The sequence below is a fragment of the Mesorhizobium robiniae genome (genome assembly GCF_040545535.1).
Lineage (GTDB): Bacteria > Pseudomonadota > Alphaproteobacteria > Rhizobiales > Rhizobiaceae > Mesorhizobium > Mesorhizobium robiniae.
Genome location: NZ_JBEPMC010000012.1, coordinates 1 through 16,643, shown reverse-complemented (window position 1 = coordinate 16,643; position 16,643 = coordinate 1). Strand labels below are relative to the sequence as shown.

Annotated in this window: 15 protein-coding genes; 3 read left to right on the top strand and 12 right to left on the bottom strand. The window is 62.6% G+C overall.

Annotation, left to right across the window (positions count from 1 at the left end; genetic code table 11):
* Window positions 1-8 precede the first annotated feature (8 nt).
* The 12 genes from ABID19_RS27175 to uxuA form a co-directional block, all read right to left on the bottom strand.
* Window positions 9-845, bottom strand: coding sequence for an SMP-30/gluconolactonase/LRE family protein (locus ABID19_RS27175; protein ID WP_354493990.1), 837 nt, complete (start codon window positions 843-845; stop codon window positions 9-11).
* A gap of 1 nt (window position 846) precedes the next feature.
* Window positions 847-2,613, bottom strand: a complete 1,767-nt coding sequence (locus ABID19_RS27170; RefSeq protein ID WP_354493989.1) for a CoA-transferase — start codon at window positions 2,611-2,613, stop codon at window positions 847-849.
* Window positions 2,610-3,395: an enoyl-CoA hydratase/isomerase family protein gene (locus tag ABID19_RS27165; RefSeq protein WP_354493988.1), complete on the bottom strand. Its 786-nt coding sequence runs from the start codon at window positions 3,393-3,395 to the stop codon at window positions 2,610-2,612. The genes ABID19_RS27170 and ABID19_RS27165 overlap by 4 nt, the downstream gene beginning before the upstream one ends.
* A gap of 2 nt (window positions 3,396-3,397) precedes the next feature.
* On the bottom strand, window positions 3,398-4,603 hold the full coding sequence (locus tag ABID19_RS27160) for a CaiB/BaiF CoA transferase family protein (protein ID WP_354493987.1): 1,206 nt from the start codon (window positions 4,601-4,603) through the stop codon (window positions 3,398-3,400).
* Window positions 4,604-4,625: 22 nt separating this feature from the next.
* Entirely contained in the window at window positions 4,626-5,411 is a 786-nt protein-coding gene (locus ABID19_RS27155) for an SDR family NAD(P)-dependent oxidoreductase (RefSeq protein WP_354493986.1), read from the bottom strand.
* 1 nt (window position 5,412) lies between these two features.
* Complete coding sequence (locus ABID19_RS27150) at window positions 5,413-6,408, bottom strand: ABC transporter permease (RefSeq protein ID WP_354493985.1); 996 nt, start codon at window positions 6,406-6,408, stop codon at window positions 5,413-5,415.
* A gap of 63 nt (window positions 6,409-6,471) precedes the next feature.
* Window positions 6,472-8,004 (bottom strand): sugar ABC transporter ATP-binding protein, encoded by a 1,533-nt coding sequence (locus ABID19_RS27145; RefSeq protein WP_354493984.1) that lies wholly within the window; start codon window positions 8,002-8,004, stop codon window positions 6,472-6,474.
* The gene (locus ABID19_RS27140; protein WP_354493983.1) at window positions 7,994-8,977 is read right to left on the bottom strand and encodes an ABC transporter permease; all 984 of its coding nucleotides are present in this window, start codon (window positions 8,975-8,977) and stop codon (window positions 7,994-7,996) included. The genes ABID19_RS27145 and ABID19_RS27140 overlap by 11 nt, the downstream gene beginning before the upstream one ends.
* A gap of 136 nt (window positions 8,978-9,113) precedes the next feature.
* A complete protein-coding gene (locus ABID19_RS27135) occupies window positions 9,114-10,145 on the bottom strand; it encodes a sugar ABC transporter substrate-binding protein (RefSeq protein ID WP_354493982.1) in 1,032 nt (343 codons plus the stop codon).
* 24 nt (window positions 10,146-10,169) lie between these two features.
* Window positions 10,170-11,021: an IclR family transcriptional regulator gene (locus tag ABID19_RS27130; protein ID WP_354493981.1), complete on the bottom strand. Its 852-nt coding sequence runs from the start codon at window positions 11,019-11,021 to the stop codon at window positions 10,170-10,172.
* Window positions 11,022-12,170 carry an ABC transporter substrate-binding protein gene (locus ABID19_RS27125; RefSeq protein ID WP_354493980.1) on the bottom strand — a complete coding sequence of 383 codons (1,149 nt, stop codon included), beginning with the start codon at window positions 12,168-12,170 and terminating at the stop codon, window positions 11,022-11,024.
* A 116-nt stretch (window positions 12,171-12,286) separates the two neighbouring features.
* Window positions 12,287-13,471, bottom strand: a complete 1,185-nt coding sequence (uxuA, locus tag ABID19_RS27120; RefSeq protein WP_354493979.1) for a mannonate dehydratase — start codon at window positions 13,469-13,471, stop codon at window positions 12,287-12,289.
* Window positions 13,472-13,660: 189 nt separating this feature from the next.
* Here uxuA and ABID19_RS27115 point away from each other — a divergent pair, with 189 nt between their 5' ends.
* The 3 genes from ABID19_RS27115 (at window position 13,661) to ftsZ (ending at window position 16,438) form a co-directional block, all read left to right on the top strand.
* Window positions 13,661-14,395 (top strand): FadR/GntR family transcriptional regulator, encoded by a 735-nt coding sequence (locus ABID19_RS27115; RefSeq protein ID WP_354493978.1) that lies wholly within the window; start codon window positions 13,661-13,663, stop codon window positions 14,393-14,395.
* Between the two features lie 12 nt (window positions 14,396-14,407).
* Window positions 14,408-15,193 carry an SDR family NAD(P)-dependent oxidoreductase gene (locus tag ABID19_RS27110; RefSeq protein ID WP_354493977.1) on the top strand — a complete coding sequence of 262 codons (786 nt, stop codon included), beginning with the start codon at window positions 14,408-14,410 and terminating at the stop codon, window positions 15,191-15,193.
* 237 nt (window positions 15,194-15,430) lie between these two features.
* The gene (ftsZ, locus tag ABID19_RS27105) at window positions 15,431-16,438 is read left to right on the top strand and encodes a cell division protein FtsZ (protein ID WP_354493976.1); all 1,008 of its coding nucleotides are present in this window, start codon (window positions 15,431-15,433) and stop codon (window positions 16,436-16,438) included.
* Window positions 16,439-16,643 lie beyond the last annotated feature (205 nt).

The window sequence follows — 16,643 nt, the reverse complement described above, 5'->3', positions numbered from 1 at the left end:
AACAAAATTTAGTTTGGAATTGTGGCCAGGTCGATTTCGGTAATATGCCAGCGACCAAGGTTGGCCGTGTAGAGTTTGTCGCCCTTGAAGGCGATGTTGGTGGGATGCGCCAGCGTCGTCGCGGCCGGGTCCTCTATCAGCACTTCGAGGCCTCTGTCCTGGCGCCAGCGATAGATCCGGCTTGGCTCGTAGCATGAAATGAATAATGAGCCGTCCGGCGCAAAAGCCAATCCGTCCGGGACATTGTCGACGCCTTCGACGACGACACGCCTGGCACCGGCCGCGCCGTCAGGCAGGATCGGCACATAGCTGATACACGCCGCATCGCTTTCCACCACATAAAGCCCGCCGCCGTCCGGTGCCATCGCCATGCCGTTGGCAAAGGCCATGGGTTCGCGACACCACGGGCCGCCTTCACCGGTCTTTAAATCGTAGCGGAAGATGCCGGAGCGGTTGTCTTCGCCTACGCTGTCCGACACGTAGAGCCAGCCTCGTGTCTCGTCGACGACCGGATAGTTCGGCACGCGGATGCCGGCCGAGGCGAAGTGCTCCATAAGAGCCGTCCCGGCGTTCCAGCGAAAGATCGCCGAATGCTTCAGATCGCAGGCAAAACAGTTTCCCGCGCTGTCGAAAGCGATGCCGAGCAGAAAACCTTCCGTGCCACCCATGCGTTCGACCGAGCCGCCATCGGCGGAAAGCCGCAAGAGATCGCCGGTTTCGGTGCCGCACCAGATCGACCCGTCGCGGTGGATAGCCACGCCCTCCGGATGGGCCACGCGCGGACTGGTGAAGATACCGTCGAAGAAGATCCGGGCGGCGGCCATTTCAAGCAACGGCTTTGCCACCTCAGCCTCCTGCCGTCTGCGCGACCATGCAACGCTCGACCATGATGCGGTCGGCGGCGAGGATCTCGGCGATCAGTGCACCACGCTCCTTGGCGCTGACGAATTCCAGGCGGCGCAGACCGAGGGGATCGATTCGGTTTCGCAGGACATCAAGCATGTCGTTCGAGGGGAGCGGAATTTCCCGACAGTCGGCATCGAAAGTCACCGCAAAGCCGGTGGCATCGCGGATCTGCTGCTGCGTGATATCAGGCATGGTTTCGATGACGATCAATTCCCGGCTCGATCGGTCGAGCCGAAACACACAAAGATCGGTGAACACCAGCGCCTCGCCGGTCCGATAACCCATCGGCTCGCGTTCATTCTGGGTGAGTAAGCCGCGCGCCGAACTGGCGATCTCGACGTCGTCCACCAGCGACTGGACCGAATGGCGGGGAACATAGAGCAAATAGTCGCGGTGCATGTTGGCGACGTCGGCCATGCCGCCCTGCCCGGGCAACCGGATAAGGCCGCCGTCGCGCTTGCGTAGCGCGATCGTGTTAACGCGGCCGCGTCGATCGACTTGCGCGGCGCCGACGATCTCGTGGGTCACCGCACCGGCCTGATAGTAGGTCGCGTAGGTGTCGTCGCCACCGGCATGCGCCACCGCCGTCTCGCAATCGAGACTTTCGATCAGCGACAGGATCATCGGGCTCGGCGCGATGTCGAGGTGCCCACAGCTCATCGTCGCGATGATCATGTCAGGCGCGTGCGTCGCCTTGGCCAGCCGGTAGGCGACGTTGGCCAGCGGCGACACCGCACCTGCACTGGCAAAGCTGTCGTTGTCGAACTCGGCGGCGATACGGGCGGCGATGATCTCGTCGACGGACGCTTTCTTTTCGCCGTGCGCGACCGCGGGCATTGCGAGGGCCGTTTCAACGCGAACTTTCGCGGCTTCTTGCAGCAGCTCGGGCATGCCCTCGGACGGCAGGCGCAAGCTGTCCGCCAAAGGTGTTTCCTTGGTCGCGAACGCCTCCGACAATCTCTGATAATCGGTCACATAGAAAGGCAGGCAGGAGGCCGGATAGGCGCCGCCCGGCGCCAGCGCTATGGCCGACACCTGATTGCGGGTGAGAATGCTCTGCCTGCCATCCTGCCGCAGCGCTCCAACCGGAACGATCTCCTCGACCGTGACCAGCACTTGCCGCGCTGCGCCTGCCATGGCGAAGTCCAGCGCGCGCGGCCCGATGATCTGGACATTGCCGCTCTCGTCGGCGCGCTGGGCGTGGACGACAAACGTATCGAGCCGCAGCGGCGGGATGAAGCCGGTCTCGGTCCTGGCAATGGGATCGGGCGCGGCACTTGCGCCCGGCACACGCGCGAGCATGTCCGAGCCCTGCGGAAGCTGGAACGGCATCGACGGCAGGTTTTGCTGCGTCGCCCGCAGCGCCTGGATCATCGCCAGCGCCGTCCAATCGCGGACGGGAACGGCATTTGTCTCGGCAACCGCGCGGAAACGCGGCGGCAGGCCGAAAATGTCCAGGCTGGAAAAGCAGAGGTCGATTTCCGCTACCGCATCCGCTTCGAGAAGCAGTTCGAGCGGCAGCCCGCCGGCCCAGCAGACGTAGCGCAAATCCTTGATATCAGAGCGGGCGATGGCGCCCAGCAAGGCGATCGGCAGCCGGGCGAAATGGTGGCCGCCGACGCCGAAGACGTCGCCACTTCCGACCATCGCGGCCAGCCCCTCGACATCGGTGAAGCGCGGCCGGTTCGGCTTGACCAGGGATATCATTGCGCAGCCTTCGCCCGCGCGGCGCTTTTCTCGGCGAAGTCCTTCACCCGCCGCTGGCCGATCTCGCTGCGATAGAGCCCGCCCAGGATATCGCGTTCCATGGCAAGGCCATCGGCCAGGTTACCCGATACGGCATGCGCCGTCAGCGCTTTCAGTCCCTCGATCGCGGCAGCCGGCTCGGCGGCGATCATCTCGGCAAGTTCCAGCGCCCGCGGCATCAACCTTTCCACGTCGACGACTTCGCTGACCAGTCCGGCCCCGATGAATTCGGAAGCCGGCACGATGGCGCCGGTCATCAGCAGGAGATTGGCGCGGTTGCGGCCGAGTTTTTGGACGCTGCGCTGCGTGCCGCCGCCGCCGGGGATCAGACCGAGCTTGATCTCCGGCAGACCGAGTTTCGCGAACTGGTTGGCGATGACGATGTCGCAGCACAGCACCAGTTCCATGCCGCCACCCAGCGCAAAGCCATTGACCGCGGCGATCACCGGCTTGCGGTTGTTTTCGACCGCTGCATACATGCGCGTGCCGGCGGCTTGGAAGGCATCGAACTCGGCAGCTGTCTGGCCGGCATATTCCTTGATGTCGGCGCCGGCCATGAAGCCGCGCCCCTCGCCGGTCACCACAATCGCACCGACACCGTCATCCCCGGACAGCGCTTCGAAAGCATCAGTGATCTCGCCTTGCATCAGCCGGTTCATGGCATTGAGCTGGTCGGCGCGCCGGAAGGTGACGACGGCGACGCGCCCGGATATGTCCAAGGTGAGTGTCTGGTAAACGCTCATCGTCAGGCAGCGTCCACGGTCATGTCGCCGGACGCCTCAAGTGCTGCAATCTCGTCCTTGGAGAGGCCGAACTCGGCCAGGATCTCGCGGCCATGCTGGCCGACCAACGGGGCGGGCCGTTCGATGGTTGCGGGCGTCTCGCTCATTTTGACCGCCGGCGCGACCACCCGCACCTTGCCGCCGCGCGGATGATCGTAACTGGTGATCATGCCCATGTGCTTGACCTGCGGATCCTCGGCAGCGCGGCGGATATCCTTCACCTCGGCGCACCAGATGTCGACTGCCAGCAGCCGCGCCAGCAGGTCTTGCGTCGCAAACTTCCTGGTCTCGGCATTGACCTTCTCGAACACCTCGTCGCGCTTGTCGAACAGCGTCTTCAGATCGTCGTAGACGGCAAGCTGCGGCGCCTCCAATGTCTCATACAGCGTCTTGAACGGGCTCATGGCGATCGACACATGGCCGCCGTCCTTCGCTTCGTAGATGCCGAACGGAGCCTGCATTCCGGGATGGCCGATACCGGAATTGGGCCGCACGAAATCCTCGCCGAGATTGAGCACGGCTACATATTCCTGGTTGAGATGAGCGAGCATCCCGGCCAGCAGATTGACCTCGATCTTCTGGCCCTTGCCGGTTTTCTCGCGATAGTAGAGCGCCGACAATATGCCGTAGACCATGTTCATCGCGCCGATCTGGTCGGCGAGGCCGGCGCCGGCCGGAACAGGAGCCTGGTCACCACGGCCGGTGTTGGAGATCAGCCCGGACAGCCCCTGGATCAGCATGTCCTGGCCCGGGCGCTCGACATAAGGGCCTTCCTCGCCATAGCCGGAGCCCGAACAATAGATGATGCCGGGATTGACTGCCTTGAAGTCCTCGTAGCCATAACCAAGCTTGGCCAGTACGCCGGGGCGAAAATTCTGCACCACCACGTCGGCCTTCTTGGCCATGTCCATGACGATGGCGTGCACCTTGCGGCTCTTCAGATTGAGCGCGATCGAACGCTTGTTGCGGTTCCAGGCGAGGAAGTTCGGGCTCTCGGAGCCGCCGACCCATTTGGCGAAGAAGGTCATGCTGCGGAACATGTCGCCAGCGCCGGCGCGCTCGATCTTGATGACGTCGGCGCCCATGTCACCGAGCAGCTGCGTGGCGAATGGCCCCTGCAGCAGATGGCTGAAATCGAGGATGCGGACGCCTTTGAGGGCCTTGTTCATTTCATGTCTCGTTTCGTGTTTTTCAAAGCAGATCGGGAACGTAGCGCGGCGCGGCAGTCAGCCCGCCGTCGACGCGTAGGTCGGTTCCGGTGGTGAAGCCGGCGGCATCCGAAGCCAGATAGACAGCGGCTTCGGCCACTTCGGAGGGCTTGCCGATGCGGCCGAGCGGATGCATCTTGACCCAGGCCTTGGCGAGATTGCCGCCGATCTCCTTGATCAGCTTGTCGTTCATCGGCGTGTTGATGGTGCCCGGCGAGATCGAGTTGACGCGGATGTTGAGCGGGCCGAACTCGACCGCCATCTGGCGCGTCATCGCCATCACCGCGCCCTTGGCGCCGGCATAGGCGGTCCAGCCGTCGAGCCCGATATGCCCCTGCGCCGAGGCCATGTTGATGATCGAGCCCGATTTCTGCGCGATCATATGCGGCAGAGCGTATTTGCAGCCGCGAAAGACGCTGGTCAGGTTGACTGTGATCAGCCGGTGCCATTGCTCGTCGGTCATCTCATGCACCGGCATGCCGCCGATGGCGATGGCGGCGTTGTTGACCAGCACGTCGAGACGTCCGGCCTTCTTGACGGCCGTGTCGATGAGGTCGGCGATGTCGGCCTCCTTCGACACGTCGCAATGCAGGTAGTCGGCACGGTGGCCGGCGGTGCGCAAGTCCGCAGCGAAGCTTTCGCCCTGTTCGTCGGCGATGTCGCTCAGGAAGACATGCGCGCCCTCTCTCGCCATCGCCTCCGAGATCGCATGGCCGATGCCCTCGGCGGCACCGGTGACGACGACGGTCTTTCCCTGCAAGCGAGCCATGTCAGCCTCCATTCGCACGCCGCCGCTTCGCCTCGTCAAGGGCGACCGCGGCTATGATGATCATGCCGGTGATGACGAGCTGCCACTCGGTCGGCAGGCCGAGCCCGCGCAGTCCGTTGGACAGGAACTGCAGGATCAGCACGCCAAGCGCCATGCCGGTCAGGCTGCCGATGCCGCCGGCAAGGCTGACGCCGCCGAGCACCGTGGCGGCAACGACCTGGAACTCGAAATTCAGTCCGGCCGTATGCTGCGCCGAGCCGACGCGAGCCGCGAGAATAATGCCGGCAACCGTTGCCAGCAGCGCGCTGATGATGAAGCAGATGAACTTGACGCGGCGCACGTCATAGCCGGCAAGCCGCGCCACTTCCGGATTGCCGCCGACGGCATAGATCTGCCGTCCGAACGGCCGGTGCCGCATCATGTAGGCGAAGGCGGCAAGCAGGACGAGCGCAATCACCGCCGAATAGGGAACGACATTGAACAGGCGGCCATCCGACAGTGCAATGAAACTGTCGAGAGCGGCATCGTCGGGGATCGCGCGCTGGCCGGTATAGAGATAGACGCCGCCGCGCATAATAAACATCGTGCCGAGCGTTACGATCAGCGAGTTGATCCCGGCATAGGCGGTGAGATAGCCATTCACCACGCCGATGATCAGCCCGAACAGCAGCGCGCCACCAACGCCGAGCAGCAGCGAGTTGGTGTCGTTCATGATGATGATCAGCGGCAGCGCTATGGTCGCCAGCAGCGACCCGATCGAAATGTCGACCTCGCCTGATATAAAGACGATGGCACAGCCGATGCCGGCGGTCAGCGCCAGGGACGCCTGCCCGAGTACATTGGTCATGTTGCGCACGGAGAAGAAATTCTCCGCGGTGAAGGAAAAGAACGCGATCACCAGGATAAGGCAGAGGAGCAGCGCCAATTCCTGCTGCGCGAAGAGCCGCGCCAGCATGGACGGCCCGGCTCTCATCGTCCCTGTGCTTGCCAGGCTCATCGCATGCTCCCATCGAAGGCGTCGGCCGAATGACAGGGAATGCGGCTGCGAAGTGTCATCGTCTTATCCGATCGCTGCATTGAGGATTTTCTCCTGCGTGGCGTCGTCGCGCGACATGATCGCGGTGAGCCGACCCTCGCACATCACCGCGATACGGTCGGAAAGGCCCAGCAGCTCGGGCATTTCCGATGTCATCATGACGACCGCAAGGCCCTCGCCGGCGAGCCGATCGATGAGCGCGAAGATCTCCGACTTGGCGCCGACATCGATGCCGCGGGTCGGCTCGTCGACGACGATCACCTTGAGGCCCCGCATCAGCCAGCGCGAGATCAGCACCTTCTGCTGATTACCGCCGGACAGGTTCTTGATCTCCTGGAATAGGCTGGGCGTCTTGATGCGGAAGCGGTCGACATAGTCCTGCACCGCCTTGCGTTCCCCGGCCTTGTCGATGAAGCCCATACGGGCAAAGGCGCCGAGCGAGGCGAGGCTGGCATTCTGGTAAACCGGCAATTCGCCCATCAGCCCTTCGCTCTTGCGGTCTTCGGTGAGCAGGCCGATGCCGAGCCGGACACCCGTATGTGTGTCGTGCGGCATCAGGCGGTGACCGTCGACGGAAATCGTGCCGGAGGTGATCGGATCGAAGCCGACAACCGCCTTGGCAAGTTCGGTTCGGCCGGCCCCCATCAAACCGAAGAAGCCGAGGACTTCGCCGGCATGCGCTTCGAACGATACGTCCTTCAGCTTCTTCGCCGTGCTGAGCCCTTGCACGGATAAGGCGACCTTGCTGCCCGGCGCGCCGCGCTTGCGCGGAAACAGGCTTTCGATGCGACGGCCGATCATGTCCTGGATCAGCGTATCATTGGTGTGATCGCCGATCGGTCGGGTCGAGACATGCCGGCCGTCGCGCAGAACACTGACCGTGTCGGCGATCTCGAAAACCTCATCGAGCTTATGGCTGACATAGAGCACCGCGATGCCGAGCGCGGCCAGCCGGCGGATGACGGTGAACAGCAGCGAAATCTCGTTTGGCGTCAGCGAGGACGTCGGCTCGTCCATGACCACGACGCGGGCTTCGTGGGCGAGAGCGCGCGCGATCTCGACCATTTGCTGCTGGCTGACCGGCAGCGATCCCGTCCGCGCCGCCGGATCGACATTGAAGCCGATGCGGTTGAACAGCGCGGCCGAATCCGCGCGGATCTTCCTCCAGTCGATCGAGCCGCCTTTGCCGGTCGGATAGCCCTCGAGGAAGATGTTCTCGGCGACGGTGAATTCGGAGATCAGCGCGATCTCCTGGAACACGACCTTGATGCCCTCTCTCAGGCTGTCGCGCGGCGACTTGATGTCGAGCTCGCGTCCGCGCATGCGGATGGTGCCGGCATCCTTGTCGTAGACCCCGGCCATGATCTTGATGAGCGTCGACTTGCCGGCGCCGTTCTCACCCATCAAGGCGTGGATCTTGCCGGGCTCCAGCGTGAGGTCGACATTGTCCAGCGCCACCACGCCCGGAAAGCGCTTGTCGATGCCGCGCATCTCGAGCGCCGGCACGCCTGTGTCGACGGCCGCGCCTTCGCCGGGGTGAAGGAAATCAACGGACATTGGCTCTGTTCCGGATGATGTCGAGATAGGTTGCCAGAATGATGACGATGCCGGGCACCACCATCTGCAAATCCTGGTTCCAGCCGAGAATGATGATGCCGTTGTCGATGACCTTCAGCACCAGAACGCCGAGCAGCGTGCCGAACAGCGAGCCGCGCCCGCCAAGCAGGCTGGTGCCGCCAAGGATGACAGCGGCGATCACCGTCAGCTCGAAGCCGCGTCCGGCGGTCGGCTGGCCCGCATTCATCAGCGACGCCAGGATCATGCCGGCGACCCCAACGCACAGGCCGGTGACGACGAAGGCGAACAGTTTCAGGCGCTCCGAGCGCACACCCGAAAGACGAACCGCACGCTCATTGGCGCCGACCGCATAGAGGTAACGGCCAAGCGTGGTGAAGCGCAGCGTCACGGCTGCGATGGCGAAGATGGCCACCGCAATGACGACCGGCAGCGGGATCGCGCCGATATAGCCGGCGCCGAGATCGGTGAAGCTGACCAGCCGGTGATGGTTCTGCACCGCCTCGCGGGTGAACAGATAGACGCCGCCCTGCAGCATCATCATCGTGCCGATGGTGGCGATCAGCGAGTTCACCTTGAGCCTGGTGACGACCAGACCGTTGAACAGGCCGACCCCGCCGGCAAAGGCGAGCGCCGCCAGCATGCCGAGCGCGAGGCTGTGCGTCGAATTGAGCACGGCCATGCCGATACAGCCGACAAAGGCGAGTGACGCTCCGACCGAGAGATCGACCTCAGCGGTGATGATCAGCATGGTCATGCCCGAGGCGACGATCAGCACCAGCGCGCATTGGCGCAGGATGGCGATGATATTGGCCTCGGAATAGAACTGTGGCGCTGCGATCGAGATGGCGATGCAGAGCACGGCCAGGATGATCCCCAGCACAAGCTGGCTGCTGCCCAATAGCTGGCCGCCGATGAAACGCCTTGGCGCGGAAGATTGCGTAAGCTCGCTCATTTCCATTTCATTTCCGGCGCGGCATCGGGCGCCGTCGCCATTTGGAAACCCGCCTAAACCGGGCGGTTGACCTGTTTTGCCGCCGACATCCGATCGGCCGCCCTTCCCGCCAAGCGGGAAGGGCGATCCGGAATCCCTACTTCTTCAGGTCGGCGGAGGTTTTCATGCACTTTTCCGGCGGCTTGAGCGCATTGACGGCATCCCATTTGATCGTGCGGACAGTGCCGTCGTAGTCGTAGTACTTCTTCCAGTCGTCGCCGTTCATCGGCGCGGTCGGGCTGACGATATGCTCGGGCACCTCTTCGCCGTTGAACAGCTTCACTGCGGCATCGATGGCGGTGTAGCCTTCCTTTTCCGGGAACATCGCGGCTTCGATGCGGTAGGACGGTTCGTTCTGTATCGCATTGATAAAGGCCAGGCCTTCGCCGCCGGTACCGACCGTCAACAAATTATCCTGCGACTTCCCTGCCGCTTTCCAGGCCTGCAGACCGCCCAGCGACGAGGAGTCGTTGATGCCATAGATGATGTTGATGTCGGCGTTCTTGGCAAGCGCCGCCGAAGACACTTCGAGCGCGCGGTCGGGATTGCCGCCGCCGTCGAGGTCGTGGACCATGACCGCGTCGGGGATGATCGTCTTCAGGCCGTCCATGAAGCCTTGCGAACGCAGGACGGTGGCAGACAGGAGCGGCAGGCCGACATTCATCACCTGAGCTTTGCCGCCGAGCTTTTCCTTGGCGTATTTGCCGGCTTCGACGCCGGCCGTGTAGCCGGTATCATAGTCGCAGATCGCGACCATGGTCGTCATGCCCTTGACCGGGTTGCCCTCCAGGACGACGGGGACGTCGTTGGATTTCGCCTGGCGCAGCAGCGGCACGACGCCCTCTTCGTTGACTGGCGTGACAATCAGCACGTCGACGCCCTTGGCCATGAAGTCTTCCGCGGCGGAAACCTGCTTGGCGATGTCGAGATTGGCGTCCTGCACCTCAAGCTCGATGCCGAGTTCCTTGGCACGGGCCTGCATGCCCTTGATGACGTTCTGATACCACTCATGGGTGGCGTAGTTGGTGACGTAGCCGATGCGCTTCGGCATGTTTTCGGCCTGCGCGGCAGCGGCACTCAGGGCCAGAGCGGCCGCCGAGGCAAACAGGATTGATTTGGACCAGTTCATCTTCTTCTCCCTGACATCATCTTGTTAGTTGCTGAACGGATAGTCCCGCCGTTCCGGGTCGGTACGTGACGAAGCGATGATTTCACCCGCGCCCAGCGCCGCCGATATTGTCTCGGCGACCGCTTTCGCCCGTTCGAAAACGGTTTCGCGATCGAACCGCGCGGCCTTCTGCGGCAGGAAAGGGACGGTGAGCGCGGCAATGACCGCACTGGTGTGATCGCGCACCGGCATCGAGATGTTGGTGCAGGCCGCAACGGCCAGCGAGGCGCGCATCTCATAGCCGAGCCTGGCGACTTCGTTCAGCCGCGCTTCGATTTCGGCGCGCGTGCCCTGTCCTTCGCCGGCGGCCACGATCCGCTCGACGATGCGGTCGCGCTCTGCCTGGTTCGAATGTGCGAGCAGCACCGCGCCGGAACTCGTTTCGAGGATCGGGAAATGCGAGCCGAGCGCGACCGAGTAGCGCATCGGCAAAGGCGAATCGATCTGCAGCACCACCAGCGCGCTCTCGCCTTCGCGCACGACCAGATGGCAGCTTTGGTCGGTATTGGTTGAGAGCTCGCGCATCACCGGCAGGGCGCATTCGACCAACCGGTTTACCGGCGGATGCATATGCGCCAACTCGAACAGTTTCAGCGAAAGACGGAAGCGGTCGGATTGCGTCCTGAAGATGTAGCCGCGCTTCTCCAGCAGAAGCAGGATGCGGTAGATTTCGTGAATGGAGCGTCCCAGGCCGGCGGCGATCTCGGTCTGGGTCAGCGGCTCGGCGCTGGAAGCCATGAACTCCAAGACGTCGAGCGCCTTTTCCACTGCCGGCACACGATAGCCGTTGCGGCCGCTTTCGCCTTCATCGACGATCTGGGCTATGTCGGCGGCCATTTATGCGACGCTCCGTTCCGGTTGGCCTTGCCTGGTTTCGCGGTAAAGGCGGTTCAGCCGGTCCGCGAGTTCGGTCGCGGGCATGTCGCCGGCTATGGCAGCGGCCGCATATGGCGCGCATTCGCGGAAAAAGGCGATGAAGCCCGGATGCGTCGGGCGCAGGTATGACGCCTCGATCGTCGCAAGCGTCGAGCTGAAGAAATTGCCGGAAAGATCGTTGACTTCGGCGTCCTTCCACGCCGCCAGCGATCCCGGCTGTCCGCCTGACTTCACGTAGTCGCCACGCTGGTAGCCGGGCGAGCATAGGAAAAGCGCGTAGTCGATGGCGGCCTGCTTGTGTTTCGATTGGGCGCTGACCCCTATGCCGGCACCACCGAGCAAGGCGCCGGCGGATCGCGGGGTCGGCACATCGGCGAAACGCAGATACGGCCTGTCGGCCTTCGAGGCATAGTTCACATAGCCGAAGGCGAACGGCACATAGACGACATCGTCATGCGCGATCATGTGGTCATAGCAGCGAATCGGGTTCCATTTCGACGAATTCGGATGCGACAGCTCGGCAAGCTGGCGCAGCTGCGCGATAGCCTGCTCGACCTTCTCCCTTGCAATGAATTCCTCGCCGTTTTCCTGCGGATGGCCGAGCGTCAAGAGCAGGCACATGGCGTCCGTCGGTACGAACGGCAGGCCAAGCCACTTGCCGTCCTTGCGTGCGCGCCGGCCAAGCTCCAGCACCTCTTCATGAGTGGTGGGTACCGCTGCGTAGCGCTCCAGGAGATCCGGGCGATAGGAGGCGACCTGGCAAGCGGCATCGATCGGCAGCGCCCACTGGCGGCCGTTCCTCGCGTAGGACTGCCAGGATGCACCGACCGAATCTTGCTCGAAGAAGCGGCGCTGCTCCGCCGACAGATAGCCGTCGAACGGCACCATCAGCTCGCCGTCGGCGATGTCGCCGATAAAGGGATGATCGAACACGACCAGATCGTAGGTGCCGAGTACTGGACCGAGCGCGCCCTCGCCGAACTCGTAGAGGCTGCGGCGGTCCCATTCGATCTCCAGGCCGGGATTGGTTGCGCAATACGTCTCGGCGCTGGCGTCAAGCGGACCCCAGCAGCGTCGATGATCCCACGCAAGACCGCGCAGTCTTGTCATTCCTGAAATTCCTCCCTGAACCGAGCGTGCGCCGGTCCGTCGATTAGTAGCAGGTATTTTCACCTGAACAAGTCGTTTTTATATATGCAAACTGTGCCCGTTCCTCTCCGACGACGTCAAGCAAGTCCAAAACGCTCCACCGCGCGCATGATGCCGCGCAACTCGGCAAGGCCTTTCAGGCGGCCGATCAACGAGTAGCCGGGGTTGATCCTGGTCTTGCCGATATCGTCGGCGAGCAGATGGCCATGATCGGGACGCATCGGAATCCGCCAGTCGGCGCGGCCTTCCTTTCGGCGGCGTGTTTCTTCCTGCATCAAAGCGAGGATGACATGCGCCATGTCGGTGCCGCCCTCCAGATGCTCGGCTTCATAGAACGAGCCGTCGTCCTCGATGGTTACATTACGCAGATGGACGAAATGGATCCGGTCGGCAAATTCCTTGATCATGCCGACAATGTCGTTGTCCGCGCGCGTACCGTAAGAGCCGGTGCAGAATGTCAGGCCGTTGGCCGGGCCGTCGACGGCGTTGAGGATGAAACGCGCGTCTTCGGCGGTCGAAACGATCCGCGGCAGACCATAGAGCGAGAAGGGCGGATCGTCGGGATGGATGCACATGCGCGCACCGACTTCTTCGGCGACTGGAACGATCTCGCGCAAGAACCAGGCAAGATTGTCGCGCAACTCCTTCGGCCCGATCGAATCATATTCCGCCAATGCCTCGCGAAAGCTTTCGCGATTATAGCTGCGCTCGGTCGCCGGCAGACCGGCAATGAGATTGCGCTCGATCCTGTCGATCTGCTCGTCGCTCAGTTCCTTCAGTCGCGATTCCGCCTCGGCGATACGGGCGGCAGTATAGCCGGCCTCGGCAATCCTACGCTTCAGCACAAATAGGTCGTAGGCCGCGAAATCGATCGCATCGAAACGCAGCGCATAACCCGTTGTTGGAAGCCGATAGGCAAGATCCGTGCGGGTCCAGTCGACCACGGGCATGAAATTGTAGCAGATCGTCGCAATGCCGGCCTTGGCGAGCGCACGGATCGTGTCCTTGTACCAGCCGACATAACGAAGCCGTTCCGCCGAGCCGATCTTGATCGAGTTGTGAACGGGAATGCTCTCGACGACCGACCAGCTCAGCCCTGCCGCCTCGATGGTCCGCTTGCGCTCCAGAATGCTCTCGAGTGGCCAGGCACGCCCGTCATATATGTCGTGCAGGGCCGTCACCACGCCTGTCGCACCTGCCTGCTTGACATGTTCGAGCGTCACCGGATCGTCCGGTCCATACCAGCGCCAGCACTGTTCCATTGCATCTTTCCTTTCGTGAGAGAACGGCAACTTATTGTTGGACCACAACAAGTGTCAAACTCAAGTTGGGCTTATTTCCGAGATAACCGTCCCCAAGTTTGATCGAAAGCCCCTGAAAGTCGGGCCAAAGCCGATTGTTTTCCCTAATGGCTGCGTTATGTTGGTCCAACAATTAAGGAAGGCTCGACTTTGGAAAACTCTCAAGCCGTGCGCAAGAACGCCGCGGCCCGGCGCGTCGGCGGCGGGTCCGCGGTTGACACGACGGCCGGGCGGATCCTCGATCTCATCCGCGTGCGGCAGCTGAATATCGGCGACGTGCTGCCGACCGAACGTGAGCTCAGCGAGCTTACCGGCGCCAGCCGCAATACCGTACGCGAGGCATTGCGCACAATCCGGACCTACGGACTTATCGAACCAAAACCTCGCGTCGGCGCCGTTCTGGCCAACGGGCAGAGCATGGCCATCCAGAATTTTTTCGCGGCGCATATGGATATCTCACGCTCATCCTTCGCCGACATACAGGGGTTCAGGCGCATCATCGAGGTCGGCATCGGCGACCATATCGTCCTACATGCCTCGAACGAACAGATCGAAGCACTTGACGAGATCAACGGCCAGATCGTTGCGAGCCGCTCGATCGAGGAGGCGGCCGCGAACGATTTCGATTTCCACATGGCGCTGATCGGGTTGTCGGATAATCGCATGCTGGCGGACATGTATTCCTTCCTTTCACCCGTGATCCTGCGGATCATGACCATAGGAAAGGAAATGCGCCCGATGCTGGCCGACACAAGACGCGCCCATGGCGAGATCGTCGCGGCGCTGCGCTCGCGCGACAGGGTGGCCTATGCCTATTTGATGAGCCGCCATCTCGATTTCGCCCTGCGATTCCTGCCGGAAGAGCAGGCGTCCGACGGCCAATAAGGAATTTCCACAATGAAGGATTTCGACGGCAAGATCGCTCTGGTGACGGGGACGACCGGAATCGGCCTGGCAACCGCCCGACGTCTTGCGGCAGGGGGTGCTGCGATCATCGCCTGTGGCATCGACCGTGCGGCCAACGCGGCGATGACGGCGGAACTGGACAGATCCGGCGCCGGGGCGCTGGTCATGGCCGCCGACGTGTCCGTTCCGGATCAGGTTCGCGACGCGGTCACTGCCGGCGTCGAGCGGTTCGGCGGCCTCGATATCATCGTCAATTCCGCGGCGGTCCACCCGTACGGGACCGCTGTCAGCACCGACTTCGACACCTGGACCCGGACGATGTCAGTCAATGTCGGCTCGATCTACCTGACCGCGCATTTCGGCATTCCCGAGATGATGAAGAGAGGCGGCGGTGCCATCGTCAACGTGGCTTCGGTGCAAGGCTTTGCCTGCCAGCAGAACGTCGCCGCCTATGCCACGACCAAGGGCGCCATCCACACGCTGACGCGCTCTCTGGCGCTCGACTACGCACGCTCCGGCATTCGTGTCAATTCCGTCAGCCCGGGCTCGATCCGCTCGCCGATCCTGGAAAAGGCGGCGCGCGGCGAGAATGGCACCGACGCCGATGTCGAGGCGGCCTATAAGCGCTTCGGCGAAGCCCACCCCATCGGACGCATCGGCGAGCCGGAGGAAGTGGCGGAACTCATCGCCTTTCTATGTTCGTCGAAAGCCGGGTTCTGTACCGGTGCGGACTACCGGATCGACGGCGGCCTGACGGCCGGTATCGGCGTGAAGTAGAGCTGGAGCCCCGCCTTGAGACGCTGACGTCTGGCAATTTTCGAAGCCCCAGAGGCCAACCAGTGGCGCGTAACATGCGCGAGTTTGCATAGTGCACTTGCAGCCGAGTCAACCGTCTGATTCCCTTAGGCACGCTGGGCTGTCCTGATTCGCTCACTGTCCAAAGTCTGCAGTGCGCCGGGAACAAGCCTTCCACCGACCGCTGCGCTTGCGCATTCAACGGGAGAGAGACGGCAAATGAACACCGCAACGAGGCCGGAAATCTCGGAAATGAGGCCCAAAATATCCGTCATCGGTGTAGGCGGCGGTGGCGGCAATGCCATCAACAACATGATCGCCGAAGGCTTGCAGGGCACCGAATTTATCGTTGCCAATACCGATGCCCAGGCGCTCACCATGTCGAAAGCAACGCGGCTGATCCAACTGGGAGCTCACGTTACCGAAGGCCTGGGTGCAGGATCCCTGCCCGAGGTTGGCCATGCCGCAGCCGTGGAATCGATCGATGAAATCATGGACCACCTCGCGGGAACGCATATGTGTTTCGTGACCGCAGGCATGGGAGGCGGAACTGGAACCGGTGCGGCACCGGTCATCGCGCAGGCCGCGCGCAATGCGGGAATACTGACGGTGGCCGTCGTCACCAAGCCGTTCGTCTTCGAAGGGAACCGTCGGATGCGTGCGGCCGATGAGGGCATCGAGCGGCTCCGCGAAAGCGCCGATACCGTCATCGTCATCCCGAACCAGAACCTCTTCAGGATCGCCGATGCCAAAACGACGTTCGCGGACGCGTTCGCCTTGGCGGATCGCGTCCTCTACGCCGGCGTCGGCTGCATCACCGATCTCATCGTCAAGGAAGGGCTGATCAATCTCGACTTTGCCGATGTGAAGTCGGTGATGCGCGATATGGGCCGCGCAATGATGGGAACCGGCGAAGCAACCGGGGAGGACCGCGCCAGGAAGGCGGCCGAAGCGGCGATCGCAAACCCGCTTCTCGACGAAGCGTCCATGATGGGCGCCAAGGGCGTCCTCGTCTCGATATCGGGCGGCACTGACATGACGCTGTTTGAGGTCGACGAAGCCGCCACCCGCATACGCGAGGAGGTCGACGCCGACGCCGACATCATTGTCGGTGCCATTTTTGACAAGGCGCTCGCAGGAAAATTCAGGGTGTCGGTCGTTGCGACGGGATTGCGGCGAGGGCTTGAGATACCGCTGACGGCGGTGTCGGAAAACCGTGTGAATTGATCGGCACCAAAGCAAAACCCGGCAACCGTATTGAGGATGCTGGGGTTGTCGAAGCTGGTTGCCGGGACAGGATTTTGACTTCTCTGTCCGCTCCTACCGCGCGGCGCGGCCCAAACGCAAACGGCCCGCTTGAGGCGGGCCGTTTTTGGATTTGGTTGCGGGGACAGGATTTGAACCTGTGACCTTCAGGTTATGAGCCTGACGA

What these genes read in the sequence shown, in the direction of transcription:
- ftsZ (WP_354493976.1), top strand. Translation starts at nt 15,431, where the DNA reads ATGAACACCGCAACGAGGCCGGAAATCTCGGAAATGAGGCCCAAAATA.
- ABID19_RS27165 (WP_354493988.1), bottom strand. Translation starts at nt 3,395, where the DNA reads ATGAGCGTTTACCAGACACTCACCTTGGACATATCCGGGCGCGTCGCC.
- ABID19_RS27140 (WP_354493983.1), bottom strand. Translation starts at nt 8,977, where the DNA reads ATGAGCGAGCTTACGCAATCTTCCGCGCCAAGGCGTTTCATCGGCGGC.
- ABID19_RS27160 (WP_354493987.1), bottom strand. Translation starts at nt 4,603, where the DNA reads ATGAACAAGGCCCTCAAAGGCGTCCGCATCCTCGATTTCAGCCATCTG.
- ABID19_RS27130 (WP_354493981.1), bottom strand. Translation starts at nt 11,021, where the DNA reads ATGGCCGCCGACATAGCCCAGATCGTCGATGAAGGCGAAAGCGGCCGC.
- ABID19_RS27170 (WP_354493989.1), bottom strand. Translation starts at nt 2,613, where the DNA reads ATGATATCCCTGGTCAAGCCGAACCGGCCGCGCTTCACCGATGTCGAG.
- ABID19_RS27110 (WP_354493977.1), top strand. Translation starts at nt 14,408, where the DNA reads ATGAAGGATTTCGACGGCAAGATCGCTCTGGTGACGGGGACGACCGGA.
- ABID19_RS27125 (WP_354493980.1), bottom strand. Translation starts at nt 12,170, where the DNA reads ATGACAAGACTGCGCGGTCTTGCGTGGGATCATCGACGCTGCTGGGGT.
- ABID19_RS27150 (WP_354493985.1), bottom strand. Translation starts at nt 6,408, where the DNA reads ATGAGCCTGGCAAGCACAGGGACGATGAGAGCCGGGCCGTCCATGCTG.
- ABID19_RS27145 (WP_354493984.1), bottom strand. Translation starts at nt 8,004, where the DNA reads ATGTCCGTTGATTTCCTTCACCCCGGCGAAGGCGCGGCCGTCGACACA.
- ABID19_RS27135 (WP_354493982.1), bottom strand. Translation starts at nt 10,145, where the DNA reads ATGAACTGGTCCAAATCAATCCTGTTTGCCTCGGCGGCCGCTCTGGCC.
- uxuA (WP_354493979.1), bottom strand. Translation starts at nt 13,471, where the DNA reads ATGGAACAGTGCTGGCGCTGGTATGGACCGGACGATCCGGTGACGCTC.
- ABID19_RS27155 (WP_354493986.1), bottom strand. Translation starts at nt 5,411, where the DNA reads ATGGCTCGCTTGCAGGGAAAGACCGTCGTCGTCACCGGTGCCGCCGAG.